At 38.8% G+C, this 22,288-nt stretch carries 23 protein-coding genes; 4 read left to right on the top strand and 19 right to left on the bottom strand.

The features are described 5' to 3' along the window. Nucleotides 1-3: 3 nt before the first annotated feature. Nucleotides 4-2,532: a DNA gyrase subunit A gene (gyrA, locus tag SJPD1_RS01800; protein ID WP_096045709.1), complete on the bottom strand. Its 2,529-nt coding sequence runs from the start codon at nucleotides 2,530-2,532 to the stop codon at nucleotides 4-6. 78 nt (nucleotides 2,533-2,610) lie between these two features. Next, nucleotides 2,611-3,369, bottom strand: a complete 759-nt coding sequence (locus SJPD1_RS01795; RefSeq protein WP_096045708.1) for a transposase — start codon at nucleotides 3,367-3,369, stop codon at nucleotides 2,611-2,613. Between the two features lie 84 nt (nucleotides 3,370-3,453). Here SJPD1_RS01795 and SJPD1_RS01790 point away from each other — a divergent pair, with 84 nt between their 5' ends. Next, on the top strand, nucleotides 3,454-3,972 hold the full coding sequence (locus tag SJPD1_RS01790; RefSeq protein ID WP_096045707.1) for a hypothetical protein: 519 nt from the start codon (nucleotides 3,454-3,456) through the stop codon (nucleotides 3,970-3,972). Between the two features lie 141 nt (nucleotides 3,973-4,113). Further along, a complete protein-coding gene (locus SJPD1_RS01785) occupies nucleotides 4,114-5,427 on the top strand; it encodes an MFS transporter (protein ID WP_226372225.1) in 1,314 nt (437 codons plus the stop codon). Nucleotides 5,428-5,461: 34 nt separating this feature from the next. On the opposite strand, the gene SJPD1_RS01780 is transcribed toward SJPD1_RS01785, so the two are convergent. From SJPD1_RS01780 to SJPD1_RS01770, 3 genes are read right to left on the bottom strand one after another with little or no spacing between them, the layout of a single operon-like run. Next, nucleotides 5,462-6,034 carry a ComF family protein gene (locus SJPD1_RS01780; protein ID WP_096045706.1) on the bottom strand — a complete coding sequence of 191 codons (573 nt, stop codon included), beginning with the start codon at nucleotides 6,032-6,034 and terminating at the stop codon, nucleotides 5,462-5,464. Between the two features lie 13 nt (nucleotides 6,035-6,047). Further along, entirely contained in the window at nucleotides 6,048-7,841 is a 1,794-nt protein-coding gene (gene lepA, locus SJPD1_RS01775; RefSeq protein WP_096045705.1) for a translation elongation factor 4, read from the bottom strand. Then, on the bottom strand, nucleotides 7,841-8,770 hold the full coding sequence (locus tag SJPD1_RS01770; protein ID WP_087437622.1) for a ribose-phosphate pyrophosphokinase: 930 nt from the start codon (nucleotides 8,768-8,770) through the stop codon (nucleotides 7,841-7,843). Before SJPD1_RS01770 ends, lepA begins: the two co-directional genes overlap by 1 nt. Before the next feature lie 135 nt (nucleotides 8,771-8,905). Between SJPD1_RS01770 and SJPD1_RS01765 the strand changes: the two genes are divergently transcribed. Both SJPD1_RS01765 and SJPD1_RS01760 read left to right on the top strand, forming a co-directional pair. Then, nucleotides 8,906-9,730: a DUF4405 domain-containing protein gene (locus SJPD1_RS01765; RefSeq protein ID WP_096045704.1), complete on the top strand. Its 825-nt coding sequence runs from the start codon at nucleotides 8,906-8,908 to the stop codon at nucleotides 9,728-9,730. Further along, nucleotides 9,727-10,029: an EF-hand domain-containing protein gene (locus tag SJPD1_RS01760; protein WP_096045703.1), complete on the top strand. Its 303-nt coding sequence runs from the start codon at nucleotides 9,727-9,729 to the stop codon at nucleotides 10,027-10,029. The genes SJPD1_RS01765 and SJPD1_RS01760 overlap by 4 nt, the downstream gene beginning before the upstream one ends. A 71-nt stretch (nucleotides 10,030-10,100) precedes the next feature. Here SJPD1_RS01760 and SJPD1_RS01755 read toward each other — a convergent pair whose 3' ends face one another. The 14 genes from SJPD1_RS01755 to SJPD1_RS01690 form a co-directional block, all read right to left on the bottom strand. Beyond that, the gene (locus SJPD1_RS01755; RefSeq protein WP_096045702.1) at nucleotides 10,101-10,463 is read right to left on the bottom strand and encodes an EamA family transporter; all 363 of its coding nucleotides are present in this window, start codon (nucleotides 10,461-10,463) and stop codon (nucleotides 10,101-10,103) included. Beyond that, the gene (gene rffA, locus SJPD1_RS01750) at nucleotides 10,463-11,596 is read right to left on the bottom strand and encodes a dTDP-4-amino-4,6-dideoxygalactose transaminase (RefSeq protein WP_096045701.1); all 1,134 of its coding nucleotides are present in this window, start codon (nucleotides 11,594-11,596) and stop codon (nucleotides 10,463-10,465) included. The genes SJPD1_RS01755 and rffA overlap by 1 nt, the downstream gene beginning before the upstream one ends. Continuing rightward, nucleotides 11,593-12,285 carry a WbqC family protein gene (locus tag SJPD1_RS01745; protein WP_096045700.1) on the bottom strand — a complete coding sequence of 231 codons (693 nt, stop codon included), beginning with the start codon at nucleotides 12,283-12,285 and terminating at the stop codon, nucleotides 11,593-11,595. Before SJPD1_RS01745 ends, rffA begins: the two co-directional genes overlap by 4 nt. Continuing rightward, on the bottom strand, nucleotides 12,282-13,211 hold the full coding sequence (locus tag SJPD1_RS01740) for a glycosyltransferase family 2 protein (RefSeq protein ID WP_096045699.1): 930 nt from the start codon (nucleotides 13,209-13,211) through the stop codon (nucleotides 12,282-12,284). The genes SJPD1_RS01745 and SJPD1_RS01740 overlap by 4 nt, the downstream gene beginning before the upstream one ends. 20 nt (nucleotides 13,212-13,231) lie before the next feature. Next, nucleotides 13,232-14,848, bottom strand: coding sequence for a hypothetical protein (locus SJPD1_RS01735; protein WP_226372224.1), 1,617 nt, complete (start codon nucleotides 14,846-14,848; stop codon nucleotides 13,232-13,234). Nucleotides 14,849-14,919: 71 nt separating this feature from the next. Beyond that, complete coding sequence (locus SJPD1_RS01730) at nucleotides 14,920-15,654, bottom strand: LOG family protein (RefSeq protein WP_096045697.1); 735 nt, start codon at nucleotides 15,652-15,654, stop codon at nucleotides 14,920-14,922. 8 nt (nucleotides 15,655-15,662) lie between these two features. Beyond that, nucleotides 15,663-16,526, bottom strand: a complete 864-nt coding sequence (gene fliY / locus SJPD1_RS01725) for a flagellar motor switch protein FliY (RefSeq protein ID WP_096045696.1) — start codon at nucleotides 16,524-16,526, stop codon at nucleotides 15,663-15,665. A 3-nt stretch (nucleotides 16,527-16,529) separates the two neighbouring features. After that, nucleotides 16,530-17,591, bottom strand: a complete 1,062-nt coding sequence (gene fliM, locus SJPD1_RS01720; protein WP_096045695.1) for a flagellar motor switch protein FliM — start codon at nucleotides 17,589-17,591, stop codon at nucleotides 16,530-16,532. Beyond that, the gene (locus SJPD1_RS01715; RefSeq protein ID WP_096045694.1) at nucleotides 17,584-18,297 is read right to left on the bottom strand and encodes an RNA polymerase sigma factor FliA; all 714 of its coding nucleotides are present in this window, start codon (nucleotides 18,295-18,297) and stop codon (nucleotides 17,584-17,586) included. Before SJPD1_RS01715 ends, fliM begins: the two co-directional genes overlap by 8 nt. Then, the gene (locus tag SJPD1_RS01710; RefSeq protein ID WP_096045693.1) at nucleotides 18,269-18,637 is read right to left on the bottom strand and encodes a hypothetical protein; all 369 of its coding nucleotides are present in this window, start codon (nucleotides 18,635-18,637) and stop codon (nucleotides 18,269-18,271) included. The genes SJPD1_RS01715 and SJPD1_RS01710 overlap by 29 nt, the downstream gene beginning before the upstream one ends. Nucleotides 18,638-18,659: 22 nt before the next feature. Then, a complete protein-coding gene (locus tag SJPD1_RS01705; RefSeq protein WP_087437610.1) occupies nucleotides 18,660-19,532 on the bottom strand; it encodes a MinD/ParA family protein in 873 nt (290 codons plus the stop codon). Beyond that, entirely contained in the window at nucleotides 19,513-20,793 is a 1,281-nt protein-coding gene (gene flhF, locus SJPD1_RS01700) for a flagellar biosynthesis GTPase FlhF (protein WP_420855353.1), read from the bottom strand. The genes SJPD1_RS01705 and flhF overlap by 20 nt, the downstream gene beginning before the upstream one ends. Nucleotides 20,794-20,795: 2 nt before the next feature. Next, nucleotides 20,796-21,263: a 2-amino-4-hydroxy-6-hydroxymethyldihydropteridine diphosphokinase gene (gene folK, locus SJPD1_RS01695; RefSeq protein ID WP_096045691.1), complete on the bottom strand. Its 468-nt coding sequence runs from the start codon at nucleotides 21,261-21,263 to the stop codon at nucleotides 20,796-20,798. Beyond that, a complete protein-coding gene (locus tag SJPD1_RS01690; protein WP_096045690.1) occupies nucleotides 21,260-22,288 on the bottom strand; it encodes a M24 family metallopeptidase in 1,029 nt (342 codons plus the stop codon). Before SJPD1_RS01690 ends, folK begins: the two co-directional genes overlap by 4 nt.

The following is a 22,288-nucleotide window of genomic DNA, read 5'->3' as shown; positions in this document are numbered from 1 at the left end:
CAATTACTCTTCGCTTGGAGTTATATCAGAGATCAAGCTTCCTTCATTAGAACCCTCGTCTCCTTCTTCAAATTCACCTTCAAGCTCATCGATCTCTTCTTTTGGGCATCGCGCAATACTTGCAACAATATCAGTACCTTCAACTGAAACAACCTTAACACCACTGGTATTACGTCCTGCTTTTCGGATGGTTTCCATATCAACACGAATCATTTTACCATTGCTTGTCAGTGCCATAAGGTCTTTGTCTTCATCAACAATAACAACACCTACTAGATCGGCAGTTTTCGGTGTAAGTTTCATAGCAATCACACCTTTACCACCACGGCCTTGCAATCGATACTCTTCCGCCGTTGTACGTTTTCCGATACCTTTTTCAGTGACAGTTAAAAGCTCTTCTTGATCGTTATAAATTACTGCGGCACCTACAACTCGATCATTCTCTTCTTTAAAGCGAATGCCTGTGACCCCTCGTGCAGTTCTGCCGATCTCTCTTGCATCACTTACTTCAAATCGTATACACATACCTTTTTTAGTGACAATGAAAAGATTTTTCGTTTCTTGCGTTACGACTTTTGCGGTGACTAATTCATCGTCATCATCCAATGTAATCGCTCTAACGCCCACGGAGCGGATATTTTTAAATTCACTAAGGTTGGTACGTTTGATGACACCGTTTTTCGTGAAGAATGCCAATGATTTGGTTTCATCAAAATCGGTTGTTGGAATAATTGCCATAATTTTTTCATCCGCTTGTAACTGAATGAGGTTAACAACTGCTTTACCCTTAGCGGTTCTACTTCCTTCTGGAATTCGATAAACTTTGAGCCAGTAGAGTTGTCCACGGTCTGTCACAAACATCAACGTGTCATGGGTATCGGAAACAAAGAAGCTCTCGATAAAGTCATCATCGTATGTGGTTACTGCAATTTTACCTTTACCACCACGTTTTTGTTTCTCATACTGTTTCAATGGTACACGTTTGATATAACCACGATGTGTAATGGTTACAACCATAGACTCATTGGCGATCAAATCTTCAACGTCAATATCATCATAATCATCAACGATTTCTGTAATACGTTTTGATTTGAATTTGTCTTTAATTTCAATCAGTTCTTTTTTGATAAGATCATTTAACACAACTTCACTTTTAAGAATGTCTGTAAGATATTGGATCTCTTTAAGCAATTCTGCAAGCTCATTTTCAATTTTTTCTCTCTCAAGTCCTGTAAGGCGTTGGAGTCTCATGTCTAAAATAGCGCCCGCTTGAACTTCGCTGAGATTAAATCGTTCGATCAAGCCGTCTTTTGCACTCTTCGTATCGGCACTGCCTTTAATAAGTGCGATGATCTCATCAATGTTATCAAGTGCAATTGTTAAACCCTCTAAAATATGGGCTTTGGCTTTGGCTTTTTCAAGCTCAAAAATAGTACGGCGAATAATAACCGTTTTACGGTGGCGTAAAAAGAGGAGTAAAAGCTCAATCAACGTAAAGACTTTTGGCTCTTTGTTATGAATTGCAAGTAAAATAACACCAAAAGTCACTTCAAGATTGGTGGATTTATAAAGGTTATTGAGAACGATATCGCTCATCGCTTCACGTTTAAGCTCAATGACCAAACGAATACCATCTCTATCACTTTCATCTCTGATTTCACTGATACCTTCAATCATCTTGTCTTTAACAAGCGCTACAATTTGCTCAATCAAACGAACTTTATTGACTTGATATGGTAGCTCATCAATAACAATGATATCTTTATTGCCTTTTTTCTCAATATGCACTTTAGAACGTATTCTTACACGACCGCGTCCCGTTTTATACGCCTCAAGAATTCCTTTTTTACCAAAGATAATACCACTAGTTGGAAAATCAGGACCTTTGATAAACTCCATCACCTCATCTAAGGTTGCTTCTGGATTTTCAATCAAAAGAAGAAGTGCGTCTAAAAGCTCGTCTAAGCAGTGTGGTGGAATATTCGTTGCCATACCAACTGCAATACCGCTTGAGCCGTTAAGAAGTAAGTTAGGAACACGACTTGGCAATACGTCTGGTTCGATCATACTATCATCATAGTTTGGAACAAAATCAACAGTGTCTTTATCAAGATCGCGAAGAAGCTCTTCTGCCAGTGGTGTCATTCTCGCTTCCGTATAACGCATCGCTGCCGCACTATCGCCGTCTATTGAACCGAAGTTTCCTTGTCCATCAACAATCGGAATTCGCATTGAAAACGGCTGTGCCATACGAACAAGAGCGTCATAAACCGCTGTATCACCATGTGGATGGTATTTACCGATAACATCACCGACGATACGGGCTGATTTCTTGTACGGGCTGCGCGAAGAGATCGCAAGATCATTCATCGCATATAAAATTCTTCTGTGTACGGGTTTTAGTCCATCTCGTGCATCCGGAAGTGCACGCCCAATGATAACGCTCATCGAATAATCAAGATAACTGGTCTTTATCGACTCTTCAATACTTACTGTTTTGATGTCTTGGTTCGAATCAAAAATATTATCCATTCATTAGCCTTGCAATGTAAAATTGTTTCATTGTACTTTACTTTTCCTTTGGTTTCAATAGGGGTCAGGGCTAAACTTTTAACTTTTGAGAATTTTACTCACTCCTGCAACGCTTAGAGAAAGTTTTTTTGCAATATCTGTTTTGCTATATCCATCTTCATATGCATTTTTTATCGCTTCATTTCGTTGTTCTTTATTCTTTACATGTAAAAAGTAATTTGATAGTTCTTCTTTGTGTAAAAGTGCTATCTGACCATCTTCATGCTTATACTTTGTTTTGTGAAATGCGTCTATAGTTAAACGCTCCAAAGCACTTAGAGGAATACTTAAAAGATCAAACAACTCTTGTGTATTGTAATCTCGCAATACAAATGAATTTTGCAAGAAAGGTGGCACGGCATCTTTGAGCATGCTATACGTTGCGCAGTACATGTACTCGCCGATTATATTTGTCATTTTAGCTTTAAGCGGATTGGATTCGATGTATTTGAAAAGCGTGAAGAGGTATTTGTCATCTAAAACATACCATGACTTAAAGCGATCTTGCCATAAATGCCCTACTCTGCAATGGCGTTTATTGAAGTAACTTGCATACTGTGCGCCCAGTTGACGCATTCCTGAAGAGAGATTTTCCCGTGTATTTTGAACTAAAATGTGATAATGATTGTCCATTAGGCAAAAAGCATGGATATTGAATTTATACTCTCTCGCCATACTGGCCATCAGTTCTATAAACTTTGCTTTATCTATCTCGTCTATAAATACTGCACTTTTAGCAACTCCTCTGTTATAGACATGATGATAGCCTAAACTTTCAATGCGTAACCTTCGTGACATACTTACCATCTTTTTTTGCTAGAATTATAACATGGAATATTGAAAAGTTAAAAGTTTAGCCCTGACCCCTTTTAAAGGAATTTTATGTTTACACGCTTTAATGAAACAGTTCTTAAAGTCATAATAATTATAGCCATTATTGTGATGTTTATTACTCTTTATACCACGGGAATCGCTTTTGTATTAGGTTCTTATACATTCTCAAACCTCCTGTTACATAAGCTGGCTGCACTTATAATTATCGGGCTTTTAGGCGTACATGCTTGGTTAAGAAGATGCACGATTCGAAAACTTTTGCAAGAAAGTATTGCCATTATTTTGAACAAACATATCCGCAATGAAGACAACATAGACTTTCTGATTCAAAATACTAAACATCAATCTTTTCATGCACTGTGTGTACTGTTTCATTTTGATGCTGATTTCATAAAAGAAAAACTTTTGGAAAACCATATTACAGTTGAAAAGGATGAAGATACATTGAAAACGATTGCAAAACGTAATGACAAAGACATGTACCAAATACTTTTGCTGATGATGAAATTACATGTAGAGAAAAATAGCCCATCACCTATTCTTATAAATTCATGTGATAGAGTCTAAACTGGCTCACCAACAAAATTCAATCTACCACACTTCCTATTTTCAATGCTTATTTTATAAACAGTTTTTTACATGTAAAACCTATTGCGTCCGATAAATTTTCGTTATAATTTAAGCTTTTAAAAACCAAAGGACAGCACAATGGCTCAGCAACATACGGCAATGAAGCATAAAAGAATGCTCTGCGCTCAAGATTACAAAACACTTTCCCTTTCTGCTTTTGGTGGAGCATTAGAGTTTTATGACTTTATTATTTTTGTCTTTTTTTCCAAAGTGATTGGTAGCTTGTTTTTCCCTGCAGACATGCCTATGTGGCTGAGTCAATTACAAACATTTGGTATTTTTGCAGCCGGTTATTTAGCACGTCCTTTTGGTGGCATTGTCATGGCACATTTTGGCGATTTACTGGGCAGAAAACGTATGTTTACTCTCAGTATTCTTCTGATGGCTATTCCTACACTTCTGATTGGTTGTCTACCAACCTATGCCGTTGTGGGTTATTTTTCGCCTGTTTTTCTTCTACTTCTTCGTGTTTGTCAAGGACTTGCAGTCGGTGGTGAAATACCCGGTGCTTGGACCTTTGTAGCGGAGCATGTACCAAAAGATAAAGTTGGGCTTGCGTGTGGAACACTGACTTCGGGCCTGACACTTGGCATTCTGCTTGGCTCTATCGTTTCTATCTTAATGCAAAGCAATTTTAATGCAAGCGAAATGCATGCTTGGGCGTGGAGAATTCCCTTTATCGTGGGTGGTATTTTCGGTTTTATTGCCATGTACCTAAGACAATGGCTCAAAGAAACGCCTATTTTTCTTGAAATGCAACAACGTGGCGAGAAGGAAATTTCGAAAAAATTACCTATTTGGGACGTTTTGTCCAATTATTTACCCCAAGTGACACTTTCTATTTTACTCACCTGGGTTCTCTCTGCGGGCATCATGGTGATTATCGTTACGTCGCATGTCTATTTACAAGGACAATTTGGTTTTTCCGAAATGGATGTCTCTATTTCAAGACTGCTTGCAACCGCTGGTTTAGCGCTTGGATGTGTCTTTTATGGCTACCTTACCGATAAATTTTCGATTGGTCAAGTCATTATGATAGGATGCCTTTTTGTTGTTATCGCAACGATCGTATTCCTCTCATCCCTTTCTGCAGGCAGAGAAATGCTCTACATCACGTATCCCATTGTTGGCTTTAGTATTGGTATCGTTGGGGCATTCCCTTACTACATGGTAAGAGCCTTTCCTGCAAAAGTCAGGTACAGTGGCGTTGCTTTTTCGTTCAATATTTCCTACGCTATCACAGGGGCATTAACTGCTTTTCTCATCCCAATTCTAGCAAACTTTTTCAGCAAATACGCCGCAGGTTTTTATGTTATCGCTGTCTTTTTATTGGGAGCTATTCTTGGTTGGTATATTATTCGTAAAGAAAAAGAGTTGGCAAAAGATATCTAAAACATTTTACATGTAAATGTTGAAAGAGACTGGATTAGTTCTCTTTCGCATCTGCCAAAACAAGTGCAAACAATACGTTCACCCCATGCTGTTTAAGTGTCTCATGCGCCTCTTCCAAAGTACTTCCCGTGGTGACAATATCATCAATCAAAATAACATCCATTTCATCTTTACATGTAACGATGAAATTGCGTTTATTGGCTTGTCTGAAGGCTCTGCTTTTGCCCGAATAACTCTCATGATTTTGCGCTCTTAAACTTCCATACAGTGGTGTTAAAAATGGTTTGGTGGCTTTGGCTAAAATGGCGCTGTGTGAATAGCCGTGTCTCACATGATCGTCGATGGGAATGGCACAAATGCCCTTGGGGAGTTCAAAGGTTTTTAAAAATTCAAAGAAGGTGTGATGCCCAAGTTGTGCGAAGATTTTAGCGCCGATGTAGGTATGTTTGGTGTGGAGCAGTGGCGCTATGTCGTTGTAGTTATAAAAAGAGTAGACTTTCAGTCCGCTTTCCAACACCCTAAAAGCAGGCGTTGGGGCTAAAATGGTTTGCAGGCAGGTTTTACAAAGTGGTTGCCAACTAAGATTTAAACAAAGATGGCAACGCATTTACATGTAAAGATTAGTCGATTTTGAGGATGGTGAGAAACGCTTCTTGCGGCAGTTGCACTTTACCAATGGATTTCATGCGTTTCTTACCCTCTTTTTGTTTATCAAGCAGTTTTCGCTTCCTCGTAATATCACCACCGTAACATTTCGCGGTCACGTTTTTACCCATAGATTTAACCGTTTCACGCGCAATGACTTTCGTGCCAATACTCGCTTGAATCGCTACTTCAAAAAGCTGTCGTGGAACGATCTCTTTCATCGCTTTAACAAAATCACGTCCTCTAGTTTGCGCGCTCACACGAGGCACAATGATGGAAAGCGCATCCACAGGCTCACCTGCAACCAAAAGATCAAGCTTGACCAAATCACCCACTTGATACCCAATCGGTTCGTAATCAAAGCTTGCGTACCCTTTAGAGACTGATTTGAGTTTGTCGTAAAAGTCCATCACGATTTCGTTAAGTGGAATTTCATACTCCAAAAGCACACGCTCAGGACTGAGGTAGTCCATTTTCTTTTGCATACCACGTTTGTTATTCATGAGTATAATAATGTTGCCCAAAAACTCCGTCGGTGTTAACACGGTTGCTTTGACATACGGTTCTTGAATCTCTTCAAATTCATTGACCGGAGGCAGTTGACTTGGGTTTTGAATGTCTAAAACTGTCCCTTTGGTCGTTTTCACCTTATAGGTTACCGTTGGGGCGGTTGCGATAAGATCAAGGTCAAACTCTCGCTCCAAACGCTCTTTAATGACTTCCATATGCAAAAGCCCCAAAAAGCCAACCCGAAAGCCAAAGCCCAGTGCGGCAGACGTTTCAGGCTCATAGGAGATACTTGAGTCATTGAGTTTCAGCTTATCGAGTGCGTCTCGAAGCTCTTCAAATTTATCAGTTTCAATCGGGTAAAGTCCCGCAAAAACAAACTGTTTGACCTCTTTAAACCCAGCGATCGGCTCTTTCGTTTTATTCCGAAAATCCGTAATAGTATCGCCGACTTTAACATCACCCACGTTTTTAAGCCCCAGTACAACAATGCCCACTTCACCCGTTTTAATCATCGGTGTTTTTTCTAACACAAGGGGATGCGGATACATAAGGTTTAAGACTTCATGCTTTTTACCCGTACCCATGACATAGACTTCTTGCCCTTTTTTGATCGCGCCATCATAAACGCGAACCAACGCAAGCGCACCTAAATAGTTGTCAAACCAACTATCGTAAATGAGCGCTTTGGTAGGAGCATTTTCATCACCTGTTGGAGCGGGGATTTTATCGACCAGTGTGTCCAGAAGTTCTCTAATTCCAATACCGCTTTTTGCACTAACACTTAAAGCTTCGGAACAATCCAGTCCAATGGTATGCTCAATCTCATCTTTCACACGCTCAGGATCAGCCGCAGGAAGGTCTATTTTGTTAAGAACGGGAATAATTTCTAAGTTATTTTCCAAAGCAATATAGACATTGGCAATGGTTTGGGCTTCAACACCTTGAGAGGCATCGACCACCAAAAGCGCACCATCACTGGAAGCTAAAGAACGGCTCACTTCATAGGAAAAGTCAACGTGGCCGGGAGTGTCGATAAGGTTAAGAATGTAGGGTTGTCCATCTTTCACATAGGTCAGTCGCACACTTTGTGCTTTAATGGTAATGCCACGCTCTTTTTCGATGTCCATAGTATCCATCATCTGCGCCGTCATTTCACGCGCACTGACCGCACCACACTCTTGAATAAGACGATCGGCTAAGGTACTTTTACCATGGTCGATATGAGCAATAATACAAAAATTACGAATATGTTTCTGCATTAAACAAACAATCCATTGACACTTTCATTGTGATAGACACGACGAATAACTTCTGCAAAGACAGGAGCAACACTAAGCACTTTGATTTTATCATTGGCTTCTTTGAGGGGAATAGTATCAGTAACGATAAGCTCATCCAAATCACCTTTAGAAATACGCTCATACGCTGGACCACTTAAAACCGCATGTGTGCAACATGCCATAACACTGGTTGCACCTTTTTTCTTCAACACTTCAGCCGCTTTGACAATGGTACCTGCTGTGTCAATCATATCATCAACCAAAATAACATCTTTACCCGCAACATCACCAATGATGTTCATGACTTCTGATACATTGGCTTTTTCGCGACGCTTATCGACAATAACCATATCAACGCCCAAAAGTTTTGCAAAACTTCGAGCACGTGCAACACCACCAATATCGGGGCTTGCAATGATAGGATTTTTAAGATTTTTAGCTTTAACGTAATCGTTAAATATGATAGAACCGTAAAGGTTATCAACAGGAATATCAAAGAAGCCTTGAATTTGACCCGCATGAAGGTCAATGGTTACAACACGATCAATACCTGCTGTTTGAATCATATTGGCAACAAGTTTTGCCGTAATAGGAACACGAGGAGCCGCTTTTCTATCTTGTCGTGCATAGCCAAAATAAGGCATAACCGCAGTAATGCTGTTCGCTGAACTTCTGCGTAGAGCATCGGTTAGAATAAGCAATTCCATTAAATTAATATTCGCAGGGGCACATGTTGATTGAATAATAAAAACATCTTTTCCACGTACACTCTCACTCACTTGAACACTGATCTCACCATCGCTAAAGCGTTTGATTTCAGCCGCTGAAAGTGGTAATGAAAGATGTTTGGCAACCCTTTTAGCAAACTCTGGATTTGCTGTTCCTGCAAAGACTTTGTAGCCTCTCATATGAAATATCCTTTACATCAAAAAGTTCTCTATTTTATCCAATAGGGACTTAAGATAGCGTTAACACTCTTTTAACATTAAAGTGTCATACTATCAGCAAAGTTTATTTATATTATAAGAAAATAAAGGACTCACATGTACTCGCTCAGACGCTTTATCTCTTTATGTATCGGATTTTCTTTTCTTGTAATGAGTTACACAGGCATTATCCTTTTTCTTTCCCCCAAAGGCAGAGTAGCCAACTGGACGAACTGGGAGATTTTAGGGCTTGATAAAACACACTATACTCATTTACATGTAACCTTTATGGTGCTTTTTTTGGTAGGTATGCTTTTTCATATTTATCTTAATTGGAATGCACTTATCAACTATTTGATGAACAAATCACGAGAGTTTTCACTGTTTACTAAAGAGTTTCTTTTAGCCCTTGGATTGAATCTTCTTTTTCTTTTTGGAACCCTTTATTATTGGGTACCATTCGAACAATTTTTGGATTTTCAAGATGAGATAAAAGCCTCTTGGGAAAAAAAAGCCGATCAAGCACCTTATGGACATGCTGAACTCTCAAGTTTAGAAGAGTTTTCACAGCGTACTAATAGCAATGTTATTACCATCATGTCACAACTGAACGCTCATCAAATTCAAGGTGCCACGCTTACAAAATCTATTGCACAAATTGCAAAAGAAAACGGCAAATCTCCCGCACAAATTTTTGATATCATTAACACCAAACCTCAACCTCAAAGTTCTTCTTCTGGTGGAGGATATGGTAAATTAACCCTTAAAGAAGCAAGCATACAACAAGCATTTGAGCTTGAAAAAGCACTACAAATTATCCACGAAAAAGGCTTTAATGCAACAGAGAATTCAACACTGAAAGAGTGTGCAGAAGCTTTACATGTAAAGCCTATCGAGCTCTTAGAATTACTTAAAACAATCCAAACGAAGGAGTCAAAATGAAAAAAGCACTCATGCTTTTAACCATGGTAAGTTTTGTAGGTTTAAATCTTTTTGCCGCAGATACAACGCGTGGACCTCTTGCATTTGAAGCGTATGATAAAAACAAAGATGGGGTCATTACCAAAGAAGAGTTTGATGCAGTGAAAGCTGAGCGTATGAGCGCAAGGGCGGAAGCGGGGATGCCTATGAGAAATGCTGCCAATTCACCTGATTTTGCCTACTTTGATACCAACAAAGACGGTAAAATTACTAAAGAAGAGCTGCAAGATGGACAGCTCAGACGTATGCGCTCTCGCTAAAATACTCATGTGAAGAGAGAATTTTCTCTCTTCACTCTTTCAATGGTTTTTATCTGATATTATCGCAGTAATTAGGCGCGACTGGAGATAAAAATTCCCAGCACGATCAAGGCAAGACCAAGGATTTTATAAAGAGTAACGCTTTCACTAAATAAAAAGACCGAAGAGACAAAAACAACCACAAAGGTAAGTCCCATAAACGGATAAGCGTAGCTGAGTTCAAACTTTGTCATAGCTGCCATCCAACATAAAGAGGCGATAAATGCAGAAACAAAACCACTCAAAATAAATGGGTCTAAAAAAAGTTTGAGTAAAAAGAAGAGTTTTTCAGCTGATGCATCGGGTAAATGCCCATGAAAAGGGATACGCCATTTGATCACAAGCTGACCATAGACGGTAAAAAAAATCGTTCCAAAGATGTATAAATGCGCCATTAACGTGCACTCCATTTTATCAAAACTTCACAAACAGAATCGATCTCTTCGAGTGTCAAGCCATAATACATTGGAAGGCGAATCAAACGCTCACTCTCCTTTGTAGTATAAATATCTTTCCCAAAGAAATGTCCAAATTTTAATCCAGCAGGTGCACTATGCAATGGGATATAATGAAAAACAGCACCAATATTAAGCTCTTTGAATTTTTCTAAAAGCGCAGTTCTTTCGTCTAAATCTTTCACTTTTAAATAAAACATATGTGCATTGTGAGAGCATCCATCAGGAATAAAGGGAAGCTCGATCAACCCTTTTTTTGCCAGTGGTTCAAGTCTCTCATAGTACGCTTTCCAACTGTTGAGTCGGTGTGTTTGAATGGTATCCACCATTTCAAGTTGCCCCCACAAGTAGGCAGATTGAAATTCACAAGGCAAATAGCTACTCCCAATATCTACCCAACTGTATTTGTCCACCATTCCTCTAAAAAATTGGCTACGATTGGTTCCTTTTTCACGGATAATTTCGGCACGTTGTAAAAAACGCTCATCATTAATCAGTAATAATCCACCTTCACCACCACTGGTCACATTCTTCGTTTCATGGAAACTAAACGCACCCAAGTGCCCAATCGTTCCAAGTGGCTTGCCTTTATACGTTGACTCAAACCCTTGTGCAGCGTCTTCCACGACAAAAAGATTATGGCGACGTGCAATATCCATAATAATATCCATATTACATCCTACACCAGCATAATGCACTGGAACAATCACTTTGGTTTTAGGGGTAATCGCTGCTTCAATGAGTCGTTCGTCAATATTCATCGTTTCAGGTCGAACATCAATAAAAACGATCTTCGCACCACGCAAGGCAAACGCATCAGCGGTGCTCACAAACGTGTAACTTGGCATAATGACTTCATCACCCTCCTTGATTTCGAGTAACAAAGCAGCCATTTCAAGCGCATGTGTACATGACGGGGTAAGCAAGGTTTTAGAACAGTGATAGCGTTCTTCAAACCATTTTTGACAACGCTTTCCAAAAACACCATCGCCTGACATTTTAAGGCTGTGCAGGGTCTCTAAAAGATATTTCTCTTCGTTTCCGGTTAATGGAGGTTTATTAAAATGTATCATTTTGGTGTACTCTTTAAAAAGTTTTTGGCATTTTCGCCTTCATTTAAGATCAGATCGATCACACTAACGCCGTGTTCAAAGGGAGGAAAAAGTTGGTGGTATTCTTCATACCCACTGTAATCCATCCACTCGACTGCTATCCCCGCTTCTTTAAAAATAGATTCATCCAGATAATCACGCGCCGCTGGACCACTCAGATACGTTGTCGCACCCAAATCTTGACAGAGTGCCAAGAGTCGCTCACTTTTACCATCGGCTAAAACAAATTCACGTGAGTCTCGAATGACCGTTTTGATCTCAATCATTGCGCAGATGGCATCAATGAAATGACGATTGATCTCGCTAATCGTCTCCATCGTTGCGCTCATATACAACGCTTCCATTTGCTCTTTGTACGCTTTAAAATGTGGTGCCTTGGCATAGCTTTGAGAAATACTACGCCAATGATTGACATTCCATTTCGGATCAATAATTTTGGTCTCATTAATCTTTTGGTGCAAGCTCTCTTGACGCACAGGAATGCTCAACCACTGAAGCCCATTTTGCGTTTTAATTTTATTGCGGTTACGCCAATCATTTTTGGTGTACTGCATATCATCATAAAGGACAAATTCGTCCACACTGCCAATAATGTCAAAATATCCCTTCCATGGGATATAGTTTGATTGTAAAATTGCTATTTTTTTCATAAATTAATTGTCTCTTGAATAATATAAAGAGGTCGTCTTTTAACCTCATCAAAAATCTTCCCAATGTAAAGTCCTGCAATGCCAATAATGGCAAACAGAAGTCCAAACATGAAAAACATGGATACCATTAAGCTGGTCCAACCTTCCGCTGGCGTATGATAGAAAAAGTAACGAATCACGAGCCAACAGGCATAGATAAGACTAATTAACGCAATAAAAAATCCTAACTGAATAGAGAGCCTTAATGGCTTGTTAGAGTGTGACACAATGGAATCAATGGCTAAACGGATCAATTTGGAAAGATTATAGGAAGATGATCCATACGCACGTGCAGCATGCTCAATCTCAATCTCAGCCTTTTTAAATCCTACCATTTGAGCAAACAACAAAAAGTCCCTACTTTGTTCACGGTAACGATTAATTGTTTCCACAACCTTTTGAGCATAAATACCAAAATTGGCAATGCTATTATCATGTTTGGTCTCAGTAAAATACTCTAAAACTCTGTTAAACACTTGGGAACCAAGGCGTTTAAGGAAAGTATCTTGACGTTCAACACGTTTGCCAAAGACAATATCATAGCCATCCAATGCTTTGTTGTAAAGCTTGATGATCTCTTCAGGTCTATCCTGTAAATCACAATCCATCACAACAACCCAATCGCCTTTGGCATGATCAAGTCCCGCGGTAATGGCATAATGTTGACCAAAATTACGTGAAAGATTGATGCCTTTAACACGTGCATCTTTAGCACACAACATCACTATACGCTCCCAAGAAGCTTGAGGACAGGCATCATTCACCAAAATAATTTCAAAATTATCTGTGATTTGGCTGAGTGTTTTAACCAAACGGTCATACAGTTCAAACAAGCACTCTTTACAGCCATAAATGGGAGAAACGACACTAATTTTGACAGACTCCACGCGACACCTTTACATGTAAATTACGGAGCTGTCATTATACGCTTTTTCTTCCTAGCTTCTGCTTTACTTTTTTTCACATAAAGCGGATTTTTTTCAAAAACATATATAGTGTATTGATTCATTGCAAATTGATCAATGGGATCAGGCATATTAAGATTTTTAAGGCTTACGTTGAAATCAGCAATATCTTCATGTTTAAGCATAAAGAAGACCTTCCCATCGGTTGAGTCTTTCTGATACCATCGATCACTGGATAACCATTTGACAAGCGAAATACCTTTTTCATCAACCTCAATCGGACGAATATCCACGTCGCCATCACTAAAGACCGTATAAAGGTGTGAATCCCAATATTCCGCATAGCCAAAATGTAACCCTCTGCTTTTAAGCTCTTCTACCAAAGCGATCCGCTCATCAACAATTCCACGCCACTCTTTAGGGGAGACATAGTTCCACGATAATCCCAATGCCATTGCTAAACAGACGGATAAAATAACTTTGGAAAACAAAGAAAAAAAGCGCCACATAATAACGTTACAAACCAAAATCATCATAATAAAAGGGGAGATATAGCGAATATTGTTACGCGCAGCCCATGCACTTTCATGCAATGCCGTTGTCGAATAAAGAATATAAATAATGGCAAACCCCACATAGGAGAAAAGAACAAAAAAGCGCTCCGTTGCGCTCATCTGATAAAAAGCTTTTTTTACATGTAACGCTGGAATAATTAAAACACACGGGTAAAGTGCAAATTTTAAAAGTGAAATGGCACCCTCAATAGACGATGCTCGAACACCTTCATTCCATTCAGCTCCTATAAAATTGAGTAATCCTAAAAAAGCATGTGCCGCATGTACGGGGAGAATTTCAAGTGAAACAAGTCCTGCATTATTGGCACCACCCGCTAAATGCAAACTCTCCAAAAGATTGTAATGCGCCATTCCAGCAAGTCCCATTACCAAACATGCAAAAGCAAAAATAACCATTTTTTTGACAGATAAAAGGCGATACACTGCATGTTGAAATGTTTTAATACTATCTCTAGCAAAGTAAATACTTAAAGCAAGTGCTCCAAAAAAAGGCACAACATAATAAACAAAAAAACGTATAGGATTCGCAAGTACCAGTAAATAAAGCAACATCATAAAAAAGATAAAAGCCTTAATTTGCGTACTCTTGCTAATGACATGAGGGCTAAGCTTGCGAAAAATAAACATAAATCCGATCATAAAAAGAAAGTACCACGTATAGGCAGCTTCACCAAAAAGTTCTCGTAAATACATTGGCGAATAAGCAATACAAACAACCACACCACCCATAATGGCAGAAGCACGAGAAAGCATTAAAGAACGCAAAAAGAGATAAATAAATACGATCATAAACACACTGACTTCAAAAACTGTAAAGGCGTGTGCAAAATAACCATTTTTGCCCGCAAGGACCCATGGAATGACGAGTAATTGTTTATAAAAAACCCAAAGATCATTGTTGACATACCACCAATGACTTGGGAAAAAACTCCCTGCAAGGACCATTTCTTCTGCTAAAATATTAGCAATGGCAGCATCAGAATTAAAAAAAGAACGATACGTTTTAAAGATATAAAAACTAATTTCATAAAGAACAAAACTCAATAATAAAAGAGCTCCTAAAAGAGGCAAATGTTTTTTTAGCAGGTATTGGAAATATAATTTTTTTGTCATTTTTACTCTTGATTTGATAAAAATTCTACAGCTTTTTGATAGTAATGACTATGCTCCAAACCTTCATTTTTAAGCTCATTAATATAAAGCACCAAACGCTCATCTATTTTCGTAACAATCTCATCCAGATCATCGGTAAGAATAATGAGCTCAACATCTTCAGGGCGAATGGTATGATGTTCCACCATGGTTGTTTTAATAAAATCAAGTAGCTTTTCCCAATAATCTTTGCCATACAAAAAAATACTAATTTTCGTAATTTTACCTGTTTGGGTCAAGGTTAACGCTTCAAAAAATTCATCAAGTGTTCCAAAACCGCCTGGAAAGATAACATAGGCAAGAGAGTATTTAACCAACATTACTTTACGTACAAAAAAATAGTCAAAATTAAGATGTTTCGTAGTGTATTGGTTACCCGATTGTTCATGTGGAAGATTAATATTCAGCCCTATAGATTGGCATTTTTCGGAATCAAAGCCACCTTTATTGGCTGCTTCCATAATTCCTTTTGAGCCACCGGTAATAATGGAATAGCCTTTCTTCCCTAACTTATACGCAAGTGTATGTGCATCTTGATAATAACGATTATTGGCGTGAAATCTAGCACTACCAAAAAAAGTAACAGAAGGTCCTAAATCTTGAAGTTCATCAAATCCTTTGACAAAATCTGACATAATCCGAAGAACACTCCACTCATTACTACGTTCCGTATCTTTAATATGTTTTTGTTGTTGCATAATCTCTACTATCGTAATTTTTCAAGTCGTTCACGTTTGGTACCAATTTCACCTATTTGTACACCAAAGTTACCATCTACAATCACCACTTCACCCATGGCAATAACTTTATCGCCAACAAGGATTTCTAATGGATCATTTGCTAATTGATCAAGTTCAATCACAGAACCTATATCCATACTCAAAACATCTTTTAAAAGCATTTTTTTAGAGCCAATACGTACACGAATTGGAAGCCTAACATCTTTAATAAGTTCGATATTGCTAAGCTCTTCGGGACTCATATTTGTGACAACTTTTTTAGGTTCTTCAAATATAAATTCTTGTGCTGCCGCAGATGAAGCAGATGGGGCGGAAACCTCTTCACCAATAAGAGGAGTCAGTTCATGCGTAATAGCAAATGCAATGGTATCATGCGAATTGTGAACAGCTAAATTATAAATAAAAAGCTTCTCAAAGCCCTTAAAATCAATCGTACTGTTCGGATCTATATACTCAACATTTTCAATTTCAAATTCAAGTTTAGGCATATTTTTTTGGCTACCAAGTGAGCGTGAAAAAGAGCTAAGGATGTTAGAGATAATCTCTTTGGTTGCATCAAGATCTTCAGCATCCATGTCCTCCTTTTCATTACCTTCACCACCTAGCATCATGTCACCAATGGCAGTTGCAATAGATGTTGCCATCGTAACACGCATCTTACCATGCAGTTCACCACCCACAGTAATATCGAGTTTGGCGAGTGGAGGGCTGAGTGTGAGTTTGCTCTCACCACTCTCTTCTGCGTTAAGTTCAACGGTAGGTGCAATACCCGTTAACCCCTCTATTGTCGAGACTACCTCTTGCTGTAATAATTGTACAAATGTATTCACACCTTACCCCTGTTGCGTTGTATCAAAGGATGAAATTTTTGATTTTCGAATGTGCTCTAATTCTTCTAAAGCACTCTTAACCTCATCTTTATCTGTTTTAACCAAACTCTCTATTTTAATGGATTTACGAAAACGATGCAAACCAATTTCCGCTAAAAAGAGCTCTTTTTTATCAATCATGACAATAGCTTTATCATCAGCAGGGCGATCCAGTCTGACAATATCACCTTTTTTAAGTTCCAAAAGTTCACCCACACTCAGCTCTGCTTGCCCAATAATCGCTTCATTAAAAACTTCGGCACGCGAAATAAGTGTATTGAGCTCTTTATTACGACTTTTTTTAGCGCTAGTTTCACCCAACATAATATCACGATTTGCTAAACGAGAGAGAATTGGCTCCAAATAAATAACAGGATAACACAGGTTAATCATCCCACTGGAATTTCCTATAATAATCTCCATGACCACCATAATGACGATTTCATTTTGTGAAACAATTTGAACAACGTTTGGACTGGATTCTTTGGTCTCAACCGTTGGATACATATCTGTAATTGGCGCCCATCCTTCTTTAAGGCGTTGCATAATAATACGCAAAATGGCGTCCAATAGATTTAATTCAATGTCTGTAAGTTCACGTGTCGATTCATACGACTCACCAAGACCGCCTAAAAGTCTATCGATCATCGGAAAGGCAATGGACGGGTTAATTTCAATAATACAATTACCATCGAGTGGCTTAATCGAAAAAACGTTGAAGCTTGTTGGACTAGGTAGAGACATCAAAAATTCGCCATAGGTCATTTGATCGACAGAATGAAGCTGAATTTCAACAATACTTCGCATAATAGAAGAGATTTGAGAAGCAAGATTTCGCGCCATTTTATCGTGAATACCTTTAACCGCACGTAACTGCTTTTTAGAAACACGATTAGGACGTTTAAAATCATAAAGGATGACTTGCCTGGTATCGCTACTCTCATTTTCTGTCGAGAGAGTGTCGCCATCCTCTTCAACAACTTCTAAAAGTGCGTCAATCTCTTCTTGACTTAGTATATCAGCCATGGTTAATTCCCAATTGTTCTTTGATCTTTGCTAAAAGCTTTTTATGAATTTGAGAAATTCTCGACTCACTAATATCCAAAACTTCACTGATCTCTTTGAGGTTAAGCTCTTCAAAATAATAAAGCTGAATAATCATCTGCTCACGTTCACCAAAGGTTAAAAGAATACTCTGAATCATCTCCATGAGTTCATCTTTTTCGACTTTCTGCGCAGTATCTTCACCTGATAAAATTGTAATTTGCTCATTTAAAGACATCACTGAAACGATCATTGAGCTATTGCGTGCTTCAGCAATTTTTTCGATATCTTCATTCAAAGCTTTTGCCAAGTAAGCATCATCAGGTTCATTTCCATGCTCACTCAAGTAAGCAGTAATCTCGTTATCAACCATTTTTATTAAACGTCTATTAGCTCTGCTCATTGTATCTAAGGAGCGCAAAAAATCAAGCATCGAACCATAAACACGTTTTTTACCATATCCCCAAAAAGAATCATTTTGGTCTTTATCATAACGGCGAGAGAGTTTTATCATCTCTTCCGTTCCAATCGAAATAAGATCGTTGACGTCTACCGAAGCAGGAAGTCTCTCACGAAGACGATACGCCATAGCGCGCACTGCTGGGAGATATTGCAAAACGAGTTCGTCTTGCTCTTTTTTAAGATTTTGACTGTAAGGATTAGGCTGCTTTTTTACTGTAGGATTCATTACTCTCCATTGAGCCTTTCATTATCTTGTCGTAATGCTGATTCATATTATCAATGCTCGCTAAAAGACTATCCATGACCTTCTCTCTATTTTCCAACTCTTGAATAAAGTAATCACCAATACTTTCATGATCTTTTTTATCAAAAATAAAAGTACTTAAACGATCAAAATCAAAGAAATTCATGACAGCCACATGGATAATAAGATAGAAAACTAACGTTATTTCTAATGTGTAAAAGAGTATCTCTTCTGGTTCTGTAAAATTTAGCACCGAAAACATCAACCCAATAAAAAATCCACATATGGTGAAGAAGTAGATGAAATTTTCTGATTTGACCATACAATACCTTTACAAAATGTATCTAAAATTGCTCAATAATACGCTTAAAAAAGCTTCCGAAGCTCTTATTTGTATCAGTTTTAAGCACTTTTCGTTCCAATTTATAAACTAAATTGTTGACAATCCGTTTCATATCAAGGGCGGCTAGTGAATTGGGTGCATCATTGGTAAAAAGTGTGCGCTGTTTAATGCTCTTGGAGATGAGTTTATCCTCAGGCAGTTTACCTATAAGATTAAGCTTTAAACCATTACCAATATTTGCCATAGCTACTTTATTGATCTTATCAAAAATGAGTTGTGCCTCTTTTTCGCTTTTGGTCATGTTCAAAATCACATGAATATTAGACTGCGTTTTGCTGGTAATCTTAATGGTTGCGTAGGCGTCGGTAATGGCAGCAGGGTCAGGAACCGTTACTACAATCACCTCATCGGCTGCTTCTAAAAAGAGTTGAATATGTCCCCCAATACCAGCACCTGTATCAATAATCATAAAGTCAAGATCATCCAGTACTTTGGTCTCTTCCAAAAAGCGCTCAAACAAAAACTGTTCGGAATATTTTAAGATCTCGTCGCCACTTTCACCAGGAATCAGCAAAAGATTTTTTTTAATAGGGACAATGACATCTGCTAGTGTACACTCACCTTTAAGTACATGTAAAATATTTTTATCGATACGAACATTGAGAATGACATCGAGGTTTGCTAAGCCAATGTCGGCATCAAAGAGCCCTACTTTATAACCATTATTTGCTAAGATATTTGCCATATTAGCACTGACTGTACTTTTACCCACGCCACCCTTGCCGCTTGTGATGGCAATAAATTTTGTATGGCTATGTTCGTTAGCAGAAGCTGCGCCGACTAGTTCTTGGAGTTTATTCGCCTGCGTTTCCATATTCACCTCTTTTTTTCTCAAAGCCATCTAAAATACATTCAACCAAAAAATCACTGGATGCAGGAACTATGTCGTCAGGCACCTCTTGACCAATGGAAAAATAACTTACAGGTTTGTCAATATCGTAAATCAAAGAAAATATCGTTCCAAAAACCTTTGTTTCATCAAATTTTGTAAAAATCAGGGTATCAATATCTAAAAAAGAGAAATTTTTGTAGATCTCTTTAAGATCTTCAAGCTTACTACCTGCGGAGAGCACTAAGTTAACGTCAATTTGTAATTGTGAGCTTTGTAAAAACTTATTCAGTTTCACCAGTTTATCTTTATCGTACTGTGAGCTTCCTACGGTATCAATCAAAATCACATCGCAATGGCTGAGCGATGAAAGAGCGTTATTAAAATCACTCGGATCAACCACATCCTCTATCGGTAAGCGCATCATTTTAGCATACTGAAAGAGTTGTTCTACTGCACCAATTCTATAAGTATCAAGGGTGATAATACCCACTTTGGCGCGCTTTTCTTGAATGTACGAGTAACGTGCTGCCAACTTTGCAATCGTCGTTGTTTTTCCCACACCGGTAGGTCCCACAAACATCATCACGCGCTTATTGCCTTTAGGAAGTTCTGCTTCCATCCGTACAGGAATGAGTTTGCGAAGTAAGACTTGAAAATAGCGTTTGATTGTCTCGGAACTATTTTTCATTCGCACAGGCATGTGTTCTAACGTAAGGTTCATAATATTTTCTAAATGATCTTCGCCCATACCACTGGTTTTTGCGAGTTTATAGATCTCTGAAAATTCTGAAGGAATGGCTAAATGATTGCGGTGTGGGGCTCGCTCTTCCCAGAACATCTCTTGAATCAGTTTAATTTTATCGGCAAGCTTATTGATTTCACATTTAATCTCGCCAATACCCTCGCTATTTTGAGCTCGCTCTGCTTCTCTTGAAGCATTTGTACCCCCCATATCACCCGTAGCTTGTGCAATTTGAGAGATTTGTTTTGCCGCCTCAGAGAGGCTAAAAAGGACATCTTCGCCACTTTTATATTTGTGCTCAACTTTTGGTTCTGGTTTTTTAGGGACAGCAGTAGGTTGATCATCTTCAATGGCAACAACCACTTCATACAGAGCTGAAGTACTAATGGTCTTTTTGCGAATTTGTTTGGTGCTTATTACAAGCGCATTTTCACCACAGTCTTGTTGAGCCTGCTTGAGTGCTTCTGCTGGTGTTTCGCCACTAAACGTATGAAATTTCACCTCTATCCTTTAAAACTTTTTAGTGTAAAGAGTGGAACGATAACCGATGCTCGCTCCTGCCATCTAGGATGTGGAACGATTAAGTTAGGTTGTTGAATTTTTTGATTATCGAAAAATATTATATCCAAATCCAGCGTTCTTGGTCCATTTTTAAAGAGCCTCACTCGCCCGAAAAGATGTTCTAAGCGTAAAAGCACTTTCAGCAATGCTTTTGCGCTTAGAGATGTTTGCAACACAATAACCGCATTGTAAAAATCAGGCTGATCCAGGTAGCCAAAAGGTGGATTTTGAAGCACCATCGAACTCTCTTGAATAAAAAAACGTGGATCGTTTACAAACAGGCGATACAGTTTCACAAAACGCTTTTTAACATCGCCTTGATTGCCACCCAGTCCAACCACTGCGCGGTGTAAAAAAGAGGGTCTCGCTTTTTTACATGTAGGGAAAAATCGAATGCGCTCTAGCTTCACCCCATAACCTCGGCACCGTCATATCGCGCGATAATGGTATCTTCAATTCTCACACCAAATTGCTCTGGTAAGTAAATGCCAGGCTCAATGGTAAAGACCATGTTTTCTTCAATGATGGTTTCAGAGCGCGCACTGATCACAGGCAATTCATGGATGTCAAGTCCGACGCCATGCCCTGTTGAGTGAATGAAAAACTGTCCAAATCCCGCTTTATCAATCACATCGCGTGCCGCTTTGTCAATCTGCTTGGCTTTAACACCTATTTTAACTGCTTTCAGTGCTGCTTCTTGCGCGAGCAACACTGTATCATAAACTTTCTGTTTCAAGGTCTCGTTAAAATGTTGCTCTTTTTCAAAGTTAAACGCTTCACCAAAAAAGCTCGTGCGTGTACGATCGGAACAGTAACGCTGGTATTTCACCCCCGCATCTAAAAGAACGAGTTCACCCTTTTGAAGCGTTTTACATGTAGGCAGTGCATGTGGTTTGGCAGCATTGGCTCCAAGAGCGATAATCGGCTCAAAACTAAGTCCTAGTTCACCATGGCGTTTTAAAATCGCTTCGGCTTCAAAGAAGGCACGTTTTTCATCCATACCTTCCCCATGATGTTTTAAAAATTCTCCAAAACGTGTAAAGGCTTCTTTGCCAAAAAGTGCCGCACTTTTGAGGATTTCAAGCTCTCGATCACTTTTGATGATGCGTTTTTGTTGCGAAAAATTCGGTTTTTTTTGAAAGTTGATGTTCAGTTTTTCACTCAGCCTTGCATACGCTTCCACATTCCATTCGGCTGGATTATACGCAAGCGTCGTGATACCACTTTTTCGAATTAACAGACGCGCTGTTTTTAAAAGATCGCGTCTGTCACCTTCCAAAACGGTAGCATTTTTAATCACTTCAGAGGCTTCTGTAGTATAACGTGCATCGGTGATAAAAAAGGCTTCACTTCCCAGCTTTAAAAAAACCGCATGGTCGCATGAAAAACCGCACTCGAAGTAGAGTGCGTTTTCATCTTGGAGAATGTAGTTCAT

Origin of the sequence: Sulfurospirillum diekertiae (assembly GCF_002309535.1) — a bacterium.
Classification (GTDB): Bacteria; Campylobacterota; Campylobacteria; order Campylobacterales; family Sulfurospirillaceae; genus Sulfurospirillum; species Sulfurospirillum diekertiae.
This window is presented reverse-complemented; position numbering and strand designations above follow the sequence as displayed.